The sequence below is a fragment of the Streptococcus mitis genome, assembly GCF_002096845.1.
Lineage (GTDB): Bacteria > Bacillota > Bacilli > Lactobacillales > Streptococcaceae > Streptococcus > Streptococcus mitis_A.
In genome coordinates this window covers 157968-170826 of record NZ_NCVK01000059.1, presented here as the reverse complement: position 1 = coordinate 170826, position 12859 = coordinate 157968, and the positions used below count along the sequence as shown (strand labels likewise).

The following is a 12859-nucleotide window of genomic DNA, read 5'->3' as shown; positions in this document are numbered from 1 at the left end:
CTGACATCCATAGTTAACTGATTATCAAGCATGATTTCACCTCATCTCTAGTATAACAAAAAAGCCATCAAGTTGATGACTTTTTCAGTGGGCTCGTTTAAGCAGGCTGGTTTTTCCACTTCCATTTGGTCCTAGTATCGTGTGAAATTGATGCCCCTCAACTTTAAGAGAGACTCCTTTGAGGATTTTTTTCTCTCCTAGTCCAAAATGGATATCTTGACAAATCAAGTCCATATCAGACCCTCACCTCCCTTCGCCTACCTCCAACAATGTAGATAAAGAAGGGAGCACCTACTAAGGCTGTGAAAATACCAATAGGAAGCTCTGCGTTTGGAATGATGATACGAGAGAGTACGTCTGCCCAGATGACAAAGAGGGCACCCAGCAAGGTTGCAACAGGAAAAAGCCTCTTGTAATTCGTTCCTACTAACCCTCGAGCTAAATGTGGAGTAATCAGACCGACAAATCCAATAATCCCACAGGTTGCCACTAAGACTGCTGTCAGCACAGCCACCATTGTCACATAAAGATACCAATAAAAGCGTAAGGGAATCCCCAAAGTTAAAGCAGCCTCATCTCCCATCATCATCGCATTGAAAACACGATACTGAGTAGAGAAAAATAGAAAGGCTATTCCTACTACTATAGTTGGCAGGATTAAGTCTGCCCAGGAAGTCCCAGCGAGCGATCCCATGGTCCAAAACTTAATGGTCATCACACTATCCGCATTAGCGCCAACTGATATAATAAAGTTTGAAAAAGCCAGAAAGAGAGCGTTGACCACCGTTCCTGATAAGATCAGACTGGAAGTCGTCATCCTTCCCTGCATAGAGGCAATGATGAGGACAGCAATTGTTGCCAAAATAGCTCCAAGAAAAGCTCCAAGGCTAATCATCACTTTGAAACCAAGAATGATGCTCAAGGTTGCCCCTAGAGTTGCACCCGCAGATATTCCTAAGACATAAGGCTCTGCGATGGGATTGTTCACTGTAGACTGCATCACGCTACCACACATAGAAAGACCAGCCCCCACTATCAAACCTAACAATACTCGGGGGAATCTCATGTTCCATACAATGGCAAGAGTAGACTTGGAAACCTCTCCTATCTCAAGAGAAAATCCCAACCTGCTCAAAATAATCCGATAGGTATCTCCTAGATCAATCGCAACAGATCCCATTGAAACTGCTAGAAAGAGAGAAATCCCTAAAATACCTAGCAAAACAACTAAAAGTAACACAAATTGCTGGTCTTGTCGGCTTCCAGAAAATTTGGAAAGCATGCAAACCTCCTTTGATAGAATCTTAAAAATTTAGAAAATTCTAATGAAAAGTATACCATATTTTCAACTGTGTAACAAGCTATGGAAAAAATACAATTAAAATCAGAAAAATTATGGTTGGTTTTTCCATACAGTGCTAGGAACCGTAACCAAAGATAATACTTGAGCATATCGAGGTAAGGTGACAGCATAAAAAGCCCTCTGAAGTCAGAGAGCTGATTTGAGCCCGGGCTAAAATCCTAGTGAAACAAAAAAATCTACACGATCAGAAAAGTCTCTATCGTGCCATTTTCATACATGATGTATAGTCCAAGTAGAATGAATACTAAGGGCACAATGATTCGCTCGTATTTTTCAATTGTCTCGAATATTAACGGAATAGAGGATAACCCCCGACTAATCTCGCAAAAGATAATTATGCCGATTACAAACACAAGCAACGCCACGAGGGTCTGTGACCAATCTAACGAAGCAAAATAAGGTATATAGATACCTAAATTATCTCCGCCAGACGCAATTGTCAGCAATGTAACTGTCCAAAACAGTTGATTTGCCTTGCTTTGTTCTAATCTTTCAATAATTTCTTCCTCTTCTTCCTCACCTTCTCCAACAATTGCAAAGCGAATCCCTAAATAGATAGGGATTAAACCAAGCAATCCAACCATCCATTCTTCAGGCACGAAATTAACGACATACGCAGCAACTAAACTCGCCCCTACAAGTAAGCCTGTGCCTAGATATTGTCCCGCATAAATATGCCATTTTTGTTTATTCTGTGATAGCTGTGCAAATAAAATAAATAAAATAATTAAATAATCGATACTGGTGGAAATATAAACACCAATAGCAGATATGATTGTCTGTCCCATAAAAAAACCTCCTGTATTGGTCAGTAATAAATCAGTAGATTTTAGGAAAGCACAGACACATTAATTTAGCTATCGCTAGTGGGTAATGTCGAACATAGGAAAGCATTTTACTCCTCCTCAAAACGTCGTTACAAAGTAATTTCTAACTGGAATTCGTGACTACTTCCATGTAAAGTATAACACATTATACTTTACTTCGTAAAGTGTAGGCTCTCCGAGGGGGCTTGCAGACAGCTACTCGGCTTTTCAAGCCGAGTAGCTACGCACCTTTATGGTGTAATTAGCTGATACCATTTGAGGTTTTTGTAGTCTCCAAAATTGTGACCGATAAAACCTCAATAAAAAAGCCCTCTGAAAATCAGAGAGCTGATTTGAATCCGGGCTAAAATCCTAGTGAAAAAGATGAAACTCCTTGTGTTCATCGAACACGGTGTCCTTTCCCTATTTTCATACGGATTTTTAACGCCCTTAGCATCATAATTCTTGCTGGATAAACCGTTTATAGACTAGGCGGTAAGCCGAAGATTGTACAAAATTTTTAGTGAAACAAAAAAAACTCCCCGAAGGGAGATCATTCTGGTTTATTTTACCTTACAGTGCTAGGAACCGTAACCGAAGATAATACTTGAGCATACCAAGGTAAGGTGACAACGTAAAAAGCCCTCTGAAAATCAGAGAGCTCCAGTCTTGCTGGATAACCCGTTTATAGACTAGGCGACGAGGCGAAGATTGTACTAATGGTACATCGAGCCGAAGCCAACGAAGTATAGAAACGGTTTAGACGCAAGATTAGCGACGAAGTCCTAGAGAGTTAATCAACTCACGGTAACGGTTAACGTCGTTTTTACGCAAGTATGCAAGCAAGTTACGACGGCGACCGATTTTCTTCATCAATCCACGATAAGTAGCGTGGTCTTTTTTGTGTTGTTTGATGTGTTCGTTAAGGTGGTTGATTTCCCAAGTAAGGACAGCAACTTGAACCTCTACTGAACCTGTATCACCTTCGTGACGTGCATATTGTGCGATAATTTCATTTTTTTTCTCTTTTGAGATTGCCATGATGTTTCTCCTTTTTATTTGGCTTCATCCGAGTGACAGGTTGGCATGCCTGTAACCAAGAAGAAGTTATTTGTCTTTACGACAATCCCTATTCTACCAATAACTAACTTCTTTGTCAACAGATTTACTTTCTTGTTTTAAACATGCTATAATAATCATAGTAAGAAATCCAAGTTGTCTGTTTTTTAAAACGAGGTGATTATCATGCGTAGATTCTATTCCCATCTCCCCTACTATCTGGTCATATTTTTCTTTTATTGGCCACTTTATCAGTTGTTATCACTAATTATTTCTGACCCCCTTTTGCTCAAGAGTCTCTACGTAAATAATATTCTCTTCTTTACACCTCTGGTAATCTTGATTATATCGCTACTCTATAGCTACCGTTTCCGTTTCTCACTTTGGTGGTTAATTGGTAACGGACTGCTCTTTTGCTTTACTATCATAACTTTTGGTAAGTTTATACTAATTTACTTGCTAATCTATGAAACCTTGGCTCTGGTGGGCATGGCTTCCGGTATTGGCATCAAGCATATTCTACAAAAAATGAAAAACAAAAAACTTTCACAAAATCCTTGAAAAATCTCACAATCATGCTATAATAATCCATAGAGACAAGTCACTTAGTCCCTTTCTACTAGAGAGTGCGTGGTTGCTGGAAACGCATAGGAAGCCTAAACTGATACTACTCTTGAGTTTTTTATGAAAACATAAAACGGTGGCCACGTTAGAGCCAATCAGAGGTGTCCCTCTCTTTTGAGGTACATAAATGAAGGTGGAACCACGTTGCGACGTCCTTTTGAGGATGTCGCTTTTTGTTTTTCTAACTTTCACAATCCTCTGTCCCTGTTTTCAGAATAGGGTTCACACATTCGTCAATAATATAAGTAAGGAGAACATCATGATTAACATTACTTTCCCAGATGGCGCTGTTCGTGAATTCGAATCTGGCGTTACTACTTTTGAAATTGCCCAATCTATCAGCAATTCCCTAGCTAAGAAAGCATTAGCTGGTAAATTCAACGGCAAACTCATAGACACTACTCGTGCTATCACTGAAGATGGAAGCATCGAAATTGTGACACCTGATCACGAAGATGCCCTTCCAATCTTGCGTCACTCAGCTGCTCACTTGTTCGCCCAAGCAGCTCGTCGTCTTTTCCCAGACATTCACTTGGGAGTTGGTCCAGCTATCGAAGATGGTTTCTACTACGATACTGACAACACAGCTGGTCAAATCTCTAACGAAGACCTTCCTCGTATCGAAGAAGAAATGCAAAAAATTGTCAAAGAAAACTTCCCATCAATCCGTGAAGAAGTTACTAAAGACGAGGCACGTGAAATCTTCAAGAACGACCCTTACAAGTTGGAATTGATTGAAGAACACTCTGAAGACGAAGGTGGTTTGACTATCTATCGTCAGGGTGAATATGTAGACCTTTGCCGTGGGCCTCACGTCCCATCAACAGGCCGTATCCAAATCTTCCACCTTCTCCATGTAGCAGGTGCTTACTGGCGTGGAAATAGCGGCAACGCTATGATGCAACGTATCTATGGTACAGCTTGGTTTGACAAGAAAGACTTGAAAAACTACCTCCAAATGCGTGAAGAAGCCAAAGAACGTGACCACCGTAAACTTGGTAAAGAGCTTGACCTCTTTATGATTTCACAAGAGGTTGGTCAAGGACTTCCATTCTGGTTGCCAAATGGTGCGACTATTCGTCGTGAGTTGGAACGCTACATCGTAGACAAAGAGTTGGCTTCTGGCTACCAACACGTTTACACTCCACCACTTGCTTCTGTTGAACTTTACAAGACTTCTGGTCACTGGGATCATTACCAAGAAGACATGTTCCCAACTATGGACATGGGTGACGGGGAAGAATTTGTCCTTCGTCCAATGAACTGCCCGCACCACATCCAAGTCTTCAAACACCATGTTCACTCTTATCGTGAGTTGCCAATCCGTATCGCTGAAATCGGTATGATGCACCGTTATGAAAAATCTGGTGCCCTCACTGGTCTTCAACGTGTACGTGAAATGTCACTCAACGACGGTCACCTCTTTGTGACTCCAGAACAAATCCAAGAAGAATTCCAACGTGCTCTTCAGTTGATTATCGATGTTTATGAAGATTTCAACTTGACTGAATACCGCTTCCGCCTCTCTCTTCGTGACCCTCAAGATACTCATAAGTACTTTGACAACGATGAGATGTGGGAAAATGCCCAAACTATGCTTCGTGCAGCCCTTGATGAAATGGGCGTGGACTACTTTGAAGCCGAAGGTGAAGCAGCCTTCTACGGACCAAAATTGGATATTCAAGTTAAGACCGCTCTTGGAAAAGAAGAAACTCTTTCTACTATCCAACTTGACTTCTTGCTTCCAGAACGCTTCGACCTTAAATACATCGGAGCTGATGGCGAAGAGCACCGTCCAGTTATGATCCACCGTGGGGTTATCTCAACTATGGAACGCTTCACAGCTATTTTGATTGAGAACTACAAGGGTGCCTTCCCAACATGGCTTGCACCACACCAAGTAACCCTCATCCCAGTATCTAACGAAAAACACGTGGACTACGCTTGGGAAGTGGCGAAGAAACTCCGTGACCGCGGTGTCCGTGCAGACGTAGATGAGCGCAATGAAAAAATGCAGTTCAAGATCCGTGCTTCACAAACAAGCAAGATTCCTTACCAATTGATTGTTGGAGACAAGGAAATGGAAGACGGAACAGTCAACGTTCGTCGCTACGGCCAAAAAGAAACACAAACTGTCTCAGTTGATGACTTTGTTCAAGCTATCCTTGCTGATATCGCCAACAAATCACGAGTTGAGAAATAAGAGATAAAATCCTAGCTAGCTAAAAAGCAACAACTGAAACAGCTGTTGCTTTTTATATTTTTACTCAATGAAAATCAAAAAGCAAACTAGGAAGCTAGCCGCAAGCTGTACTTGAGTACGGTAAGGCGACGCTGACGTGGTTTGAAGAGATTTTCGAAGAGTATTATTTAATCCGAGCTAGTAGTGATTGACCAAATCACCACACAAGATTTGCTTTCATGAGTTAGATAAAGTCAATATCCTCAATCCTTGTCTGCTTCATTTTCTTTTACGAGATCTTTTTGTGAATCCTTTTCAGAGAGTTTTTGATCGATATACTTGTTAATGGTTTCATAAAATTCCTTGGTCGTATCACTGTCTAATTTTGTCGAATTATGGACTTGATTGACTTTCAATTGAACAGATTGAATACCGTAAGAGGCTTGTTTTTGGTGGAGCGTTTCTAATTCTTCTTCTGAAATCGGATCTCCAACAACCGTCAAGACCAATTCATTGTTCCTTGACTTATAGACTTGATTAATGACCGTATGATTGGCGAACTCTTTTCCTACAAACTGTTTGATTCCTTCTTTTCGCGCTTGATCTATCGTCAGAGTGACTGCTGAATAGCTGGCTGGAAGAATCAATAATACAATCAAGGATATCAAGCCAATTCTCATTTTAATGTTTAGCTCTTTAAATGAACTTAAGGGAGATTTTCTCATCAAAATTCTGGTTCCAACAATGTTGGTTAGCATGATAAAAACACAGTTGATCAAGAAAAGATAGAGAGCTCCAAATAAAAATCGTACATTTCCATTAGCTAAACCGTAACCTGCAGTACAGATAGGTGGCATCAGAGCTGTTGCAATAGCTACTCCTGGAACGATATTATTTGCTTCTTTTTTCCTTGAGCCAATTACACCTGCTATCCCACCAGCAATAGCAATGAGAACATCCCAAATGGTTGGAGAGGTTCGTGCAATCAATTCGCTACTTTCATAAGATAAGGGAGAAATCCAAAAATACAGAGCTGATACAAGCAAGCTGACCAATACTTGAGTAAATAAAACCTCTAGAGATTGCTTGATTAAACGCGTATCAAAAATAGCTAAACCAAATCCGAGTCCAACAATCGGTGTCATAAGAGGGGAAATCAGCATGGCTCCAATAATAACAGCTGTTGAATTCATATTTAGGCCGATAGAGGCAATAAAAATCGCACACATCAAAATCACTGTATCTCTTAATCGAACATGAAGATCATCATATAATTTCTCACGGTATTCACGTGTTGAATAGTTTCCGGTCATTGGTTACTCCTTTTATTTCATATAGTCTTGTTTCTGCATGGATGATGGTAGAGAGACTTCTATCCAATCTTACATATTTTTCTTCTCACCTGTTATTCTTTTGAAATTATCCTTTAAATATCCGTCAGTCCATTCTTAACATTATATCAAAAATTTTACAGTCTTTCTCTGACGAATCGATCAATTGAACAGATAGATGAAGCAAGAAATTTTTGTTTCCTTATCCGAAGAAGGAAAAACGGTATCAGAAGAACCTTGATACTATGCGTTTTATTCTTTATAATTTAGCTATTTCAAAATTACAAGTTCTCCATTCTTAATTTCCCAAACTTGGTCAAACTTACTTAATAATTCGTTTTGGCGATGTAAAGTAACAATGACGGCACTTGGTAGTTCCAGAACTCTTTCCAATTCCATTTTAAACTGATTAGTATCCAAGGCAGAGAAAGGTTCGTCTAGGATAAGCAATGGATTTTTACGATTTTTCTCACGATTTAAATACATTCGTTGTTGCTGACCACCTGACAGAGATTGTGGTGGAATTTTTTCAAAATCTTCTTCTCTGAATTTTTCATTGAAACTATTGAATAGCGTTACATTATTTTCATAACTCGAAATAAATGTATGTTCTTGTTGCAGAATCATACCGAATCTTCCCCAAAGATGATCCAAAACAAGCCCATCTAGCACAATTTGTCCTTCAAAATCTTCATCTGTTCCATTTAAAATGTTGAGAAGACTACTTTTTCCAGACCCATTCTTACCAATAAGCGCAATTTTATCCCCTTTTTGAATCGTAGCGGAAGTAATTATCAATTTTGATTCTCCCAGTTGTTTGGAAATGTTTTTCAAAGTAATCGTATCAAAAGAATGTTGAGGTGCTTGAACTGAAACGGGTCTCCCAACAATGTTTTGAAAACTCTTGATTACAGGCTTTACGGACTCTAACATTTGTAAATCATAAAGGATTTCCTGTATTGGTTCAGAAAAAGCATTAATATATCCGAAACTCGCCACCACCTCAGGAATACCGAGTTGCTGGTGAGATAGAGAGTAGGCTAAATAAATAAACAGAACAAGACTAATGAATTCAAAAGAAACACCTGTCAATAAGATGCCTGTAATTTTTGTCAAACCATACTTAAAATACTTATCCTGCAAATTCTTTAGAGAACTCTTTTGTTGATTCAAAAAATGCGACATAGTTAGTTTATTTACCAAATGATGTCCCATGAGCAAATCCTCCAAAGTTCGATAGTAATCTCCTTGTTTTTTCAAGTAAACCTGTCTACGATTAGCCGTCAACTTCCCAACGATTTTAGGAATTTGAATACTAATTCCAGTAGAAAAGATTAAAATCAGTGATACAATAGGATTAATTGTTCTGCTAATAATGAAAGCGTAAATGATGATACGTAAAATTTGTTTGATAAAACTCATCAATGGAGGAAGGTAATCCTTTTCCAACGAATCTAGGTCATTAGATTGATAGGAAATATACTCTGCTACTGTTTTCTGCTTGAAATCGTGGTGACTGAGTCCCAGAAGTGAACGAAACCACTCATTTTTCAAAGTAGTCGAAAAGATAATCCCCTGCTTCCAATCAAGTATCATTTGGATATAGTTACAACTCAAATAGCCTGCCACTGACATAGAGTAACCATATAGAGCTACTTGATAATCCCCTTTGATTAATGCCTGCGTGAAATACGGTAACAAAGCTGTGCAGATATTCGATACTACACCAAAAAGAAAATTAAAGAAGAGATACCATCTAATAGTTTTAAGATATGGTAGCATATACGATACTCCTTGCTAATGCGTTTTTTTACATATCGCAGAACAATCTCTACTATTCCTTATTTCAGATAGTACGATACTCGGACATTGAGTGCAATAATTGTAAATCACACAAGTACTGCAGTTTTTACTATCATTCAAAATATAATTTGCTATTTTGTAAAATATAGGTCTATCCCATGTTTCTTTGATAGATGTAAAATGAATATTTCCAATACTTCTATTGAAAGTAAGCTTTTTCAGTTTTTCTAACGATTTAGGCTATTTCGTGACACACCCACAATCCGTGAAAATTCTGGTTATATCAGATTATGTGATTTTCGTAAGAATTTTATATTGTCTCCAATCATGGTAGTCTCCTTTTACTTGATAAAACTATTATAACATTTAGAAATTAAAAACTGGTTCAAAATCAATAGAATGTGTGTATTCGATACATTCAATAAATTCTTGGAAACAGTTCTACACCAGTTACACAAATCTATATACACCTATCTCATTCAAAATAAAAAGAAAGCTGCAGTTCTTTTAATCCTGTATCAACGATTCATTCTGAAATCGAATAGGAGACATTTCCCAAGTCTACAATTCACTTCATCTCAAATTAATTTTTGTAATTCACCCTTAGTTTATAGATTTTATGCTCAACAAAAGTATAAAGCATACAAAACTTCACTTTGAACCAGTATTTATACTATATTCCGTATTAAAAATTCTATTATTGGTTTTGTAAAAAACAGTCTTCAAATATCCTGAAATATAGCAAAAAGAGATTGGGTAAAAACTCATTGTCTCTTCTCACTCAAGGACTAGGTTCACTTGAGCAAACTGAATTCGCACTGTCGTTCCTTTTCCAACCTCAGACTCAATACGAATCTGGTGACCCAGTTCTTCAGAAATTTTCTTGGATAGGTAAAGACCAAGTCCAGATGACTGCTGAGTTAGGCGGCCATTATATCCTGAAAAGCCACGTTCAAAGACTCGGAGGACATCACTGTTTTTTATCCCGATTCCCGTATCCTTGATACAGAGTTCCTGGTCTTCCATATAAATCTCCAGACCACCTTCCTTGGTGTACTTGAGACTGTTTGAGATGATTTGCTCAATGACCACTAGTAGCCACTTTTTATCCGTCACGATTTCTTTATCAAGGTCATGTAGATTGACATTTAGGTCTTTTTGAATAAAGAAAAGAGCATATTTACGAATTATTTCCTTGACCAAGTCCTCAATTTGAACCTGCTTTAAGACCAAATCATCATGGAAACTTTCTAAACGCAGGTACTGTAAGACTAGATTGGTATAGGAGTCAATCTTGAAAATTTCCTGTTCCAACTGCTGCTTCAGTTGGCGGTCGGCTACTTCTGCAACTAAGAGTTGACTAGCTGCAATGGGGGTCTTTATCTGATGGACCCACAAGGTATAGTAATCCAGCAAATCCATCAATTTTCTTTCTGCGTCTGACCTCTGCTGATAAAGTTCTATCTCACGCGCTTCTAATTTTTCTGCTAAAGCTATTTCCAAAGGAGATTTGGCTTCCCTCTCCCCATAGAGAATTTCCTGACGATAGACCTGCATCTCCGCCAATATATCCCAAGTGAAAAATAAGATGGTTACAAAGCAACACAAGAGGAAAAAATAGAGAAAGTAAATTCCCAAACTGGCAAATAAAAACTGAAAGAGCAAAATCAGAAATGTTAAAGAAAGCAGATAGACAAAAAGACGACTACGGGAGCGCAGATAGGCCAGAAAAAATTGTTTCCAATCAAGCATGCTTCAGTCCGTACCCTATCCCTTTCTTGGTCTCGATAAATCCTACCAAGCCCTGCTCTTCCAACTTTTTACGCAAACGAGCCACATTGACAGAGAGGGTATTATCATCAATGAAAAAATCACTATTCCAAAGTTCCCGCATGAGGTCGTCACGCGCTACGATGTTGCCTGCATGCTCAAATAAAACGCGTAAAATCTGAAATTCGTTCTTGGTCAAATTCAAGACTTGCCCTTGATAATGTACATCCATTGATTTGGTATTAAGGATAACACCAGCATATTCCAGTAAACTCTCGTCACGCCCAAACTCATAGGAACGGCGCAACAAGCCCTGAACCTTGGCTAAAAGAACCTGCTGGTCAAAAGGCTTGGTCACAAAGTCATCCGCCCCCATATTGATTGCCATGACAATATCCATAGCCTGGTCTCTCGAAGACAGAAACATGATGGGAACCTTGGAAATCTTGCGAATTTCCTGACACCAGTGATAGCCATTAAACAAGGGCAGTCCAATATCCATGAGGACCAGATGAGGCTCCGACTGGACAAATAGACTCAAAACTTCCATAAAGTCTTCTACCAGAACCACTTCAAATCCCCATTCAGAGAGCATTTTCCCGACCTGTTGACGAATGACCTGATCATCTTCTACTAATAAAATCTTGTGCATGCGCTCCTCCTTTTCTATTATTATAACAGATTTTTCCATGCTAGAAGGCCTGAAACTGAATTTGACATAGCTTGTTTTTAACCAACATAGTGAGGCAAGCCTAGTAGCTAATTTGAGGGAAATTTGATAAGATAAATAAAAAGAAAGGAGCTCTTATGGCCAATATTTTTGACTATCTGAAAGATGTCGCATACGATTCCTTTTACGACCTTCCTTTGAATGAGTTAGACATTCTAGCCTTAACAGAAATCACCTACCTCTCCTTTGATAATTTGGTCTCCACAGCTCCTCAGCGACTTTTAGACCTGGCACCTCAGGTTCCAAGGGAGCCTAACATGTTGACCAGTAAAAATCGCCTCCAGTTATTGGATGAATTGTCTCAACACAAACGCTTCAAAAATTGCAAACTCTCCCATTTTATCAACGACATCGACCCTGAACTGCAAAAGCAATTTGCGGCTATGACTTACCGCCTCACTCTCAATACCTATCTGATTGTCTTTCGTGGGACAGATGACAGTATCATTGGCTGGAAGGAAGATTTCCACCTGACCTATATGAAGGAAATTCCTGCTCAAAAGCATGCCCTCCGATATTTAAAGAACTTTTTTGCCCACCATCCTAAGCAAAAGGTCATTCTGGCTGGGCATTCCAAGGGAGGAAATCTAGCTATCTATGCTACTAGTCAAATTGAGCAAAACTTGCAAGATCAAATCACAGCAGTTTATACCTTTGATGCGCCTGGTCTCCACAAAGAACTGACACAAACTGAGGGCTATCAAAGGATAATGGATAGAACCAAGGTCTTCATCCCACAAGGTTCCATTATCGGTATGATGCTAGAAATCCCTAATCACCAAATCATCGTGCACAGTACTGCCTTAGGTGGTATCGCCCAGCATGATACCTTTAGTTGGCAGATTGAGAACAAACACTTCGTTCAACTGGACAAGACCAACAGTGATAGCCAACAAGTTGACACAACCTTCAAGGAGTGGGTGGCCACAGTCCCTGACGAGGAACTCCAACTTTACTTCGACCTCTTCTTTGGCAGTATTCTTGATGCTGGTATCACCTCTATCAATGACCTGTCTTCCTTCAAGGCTATCGAGCACATTCATCATCTCTTTGTCCAAGCTCAATCCCTCACTCCAGAAGAAAGGGAAACTATGGGTCGCCTTACCCAATTATTGATTGATACCCGTTACCAAGCTTGGAAGAATAGATAATACCTTTCAAAAATAAATGTATACAAAACAAAAGACCTAG

The 12859-nt window shown here is 39.2% G+C and carries 10 protein-coding genes and 2 pseudogenes; 4 read left to right on the top strand and 8 right to left on the bottom strand.

The features are described from left to right. Nucleotides 1–96: 96 nt before the first annotated feature. The 4 genes and pseudogenes from B7695_RS09405 to rpsO form a co-directional block, all read right to left on the bottom strand. A pseudogene (locus B7695_RS09405) lies at nt 97–234 on the bottom strand (ATP-binding cassette domain-containing protein); the annotation flags it as partial. A 1-nt stretch (nt 235) separates the two neighbouring features. Continuing rightward, the gene (locus tag B7695_RS09400) at nt 236–1282 is read right to left on the bottom strand and encodes a FecCD family ABC transporter permease (RefSeq protein ID WP_084891326.1); all 1047 of its coding nucleotides are present in this window, start codon (nt 1280–1282) and stop codon (nt 236–238) included. A 257-nt stretch (nt 1283–1539) separates the two neighbouring features. Continuing rightward, nucleotides 1540–2151: a CadD family cadmium resistance transporter gene (locus B7695_RS09395; protein ID WP_084891324.1), complete on the bottom strand. Its 612-nt coding sequence runs from the start codon at nt 2149–2151 to the stop codon at nt 1540–1542. A 789-nt stretch (nt 2152–2940) separates the two neighbouring features. Continuing rightward, nucleotides 2941–3210: a 30S ribosomal protein S15 gene (gene rpsO, locus B7695_RS09390; protein WP_001018251.1), complete on the bottom strand. Its 270-nt coding sequence runs from the start codon at nt 3208–3210 to the stop codon at nt 2941–2943. Nucleotides 3211–3414: 204 nt separating this feature from the next. Between rpsO and B7695_RS11545 the strand changes: the two genes are divergently transcribed. The 3 genes and pseudogenes from B7695_RS11545 to thrS all read left to right on the top strand — a co-directional run bounded on the left by B7695_RS11545 (nt 3415) and on the right by thrS (nt 6055). Next, the gene (locus tag B7695_RS11545) at nt 3415–3789 is read left to right on the top strand and encodes a hypothetical protein (RefSeq protein ID WP_084891322.1); all 375 of its coding nucleotides are present in this window, start codon (nt 3415–3417) and stop codon (nt 3787–3789) included. Between the two features lie 73 nt (nt 3790–3862). Continuing rightward, a pseudogene (locus B7695_RS11760) lies at nt 3863–4071 on the top strand (hypothetical protein). Between the two features lie 40 nt (nt 4072–4111). Continuing rightward, complete coding sequence (gene thrS / locus B7695_RS09380) at nt 4112–6055, top strand: threonine--tRNA ligase (RefSeq protein ID WP_084891320.1); 1944 nt, start codon at nt 4112–4114, stop codon at nt 6053–6055. Nucleotides 6056–6297: 242 nt separating this feature from the next. Here thrS and B7695_RS09370 read toward each other — a convergent pair whose 3' ends face one another. From B7695_RS09370 to B7695_RS09355, 4 genes are all read right to left on the bottom strand, one after another. Next, complete coding sequence (locus B7695_RS09370; RefSeq protein WP_084891318.1) at nt 6298–7347, bottom strand: DUF389 domain-containing protein; 1050 nt, start codon at nt 7345–7347, stop codon at nt 6298–6300. 288 nt (nt 7348–7635) lie between these two features. Continuing rightward, nucleotides 7636–9147: an ATP-binding cassette domain-containing protein gene (locus tag B7695_RS09365; protein WP_004242726.1), complete on the bottom strand. Its 1512-nt coding sequence runs from the start codon at nt 9145–9147 to the stop codon at nt 7636–7638. Between the two features lie 798 nt (nt 9148–9945). Next, nucleotides 9946–10920: a HAMP domain-containing histidine kinase gene (locus B7695_RS09360; RefSeq protein WP_084891316.1), complete on the bottom strand. Its 975-nt coding sequence runs from the start codon at nt 10918–10920 to the stop codon at nt 9946–9948. Next, complete coding sequence (locus B7695_RS09355) at nt 10913–11590, bottom strand: response regulator transcription factor (protein WP_000548993.1); 678 nt, start codon at nt 11588–11590, stop codon at nt 10913–10915. Before B7695_RS09355 ends, B7695_RS09360 begins: the two co-directional genes overlap by 8 nt. A gap of 155 nt (nt 11591–11745) precedes the next feature. On the opposite strand from B7695_RS09355, the gene B7695_RS09350 reads away from it, so the two are divergent. Continuing rightward, nucleotides 11746–12819 (top strand): DUF2974 domain-containing protein, encoded by a 1074-nt coding sequence (locus tag B7695_RS09350; protein WP_084891314.1) that lies wholly within the window; start codon nt 11746–11748, stop codon nt 12817–12819. Nucleotides 12820–12859 lie beyond the last annotated feature (40 nt).

Bases quoted from the DNA above. Each gene is read 5' to 3' on its own strand.
- B7695_RS09365 (WP_004242726.1), bottom strand. From the start codon at position 9,147: ATGCTACCATATCTTAAAACTATTAGATGGTATCTCTTCTTTAATTTT.
- B7695_RS09350 (WP_084891314.1), top strand. From the start codon at position 11,746: ATGGCCAATATTTTTGACTATCTGAAAGATGTCGCATACGATTCCTTT.
- B7695_RS09370 (WP_084891318.1), bottom strand. From the start codon at position 7,347: ATGACCGGAAACTATTCAACACGTGAATACCGTGAGAAATTATATGAT.
- B7695_RS09355 (WP_000548993.1), bottom strand. From the start codon at position 11,590: ATGCACAAGATTTTATTAGTAGAAGATGATCAGGTCATTCGTCAACAG.
- B7695_RS09360 (WP_084891316.1), bottom strand. From the start codon at position 10,920: ATGCTTGATTGGAAACAATTTTTTCTGGCCTATCTGCGCTCCCGTAGT.
- B7695_RS09400 (WP_084891326.1), bottom strand. From the start codon at position 1,282: ATGCTTTCCAAATTTTCTGGAAGCCGACAAGACCAGCAATTTGTGTTA.
- B7695_RS11545 (WP_084891322.1), top strand. From the start codon at position 3,415: ATGCGTAGATTCTATTCCCATCTCCCCTACTATCTGGTCATATTTTTC.
- B7695_RS09395 (WP_084891324.1), bottom strand. From the start codon at position 2,151: ATGGGACAGACAATCATATCTGCTATTGGTGTTTATATTTCCACCAGT.
- thrS (WP_084891320.1), top strand. From the start codon at position 4,112: ATGATTAACATTACTTTCCCAGATGGCGCTGTTCGTGAATTCGAATCT.
- rpsO (WP_001018251.1), bottom strand. From the start codon at position 3,210: ATGGCAATCTCAAAAGAGAAAAAAAATGAAATTATCGCACAATATGCA.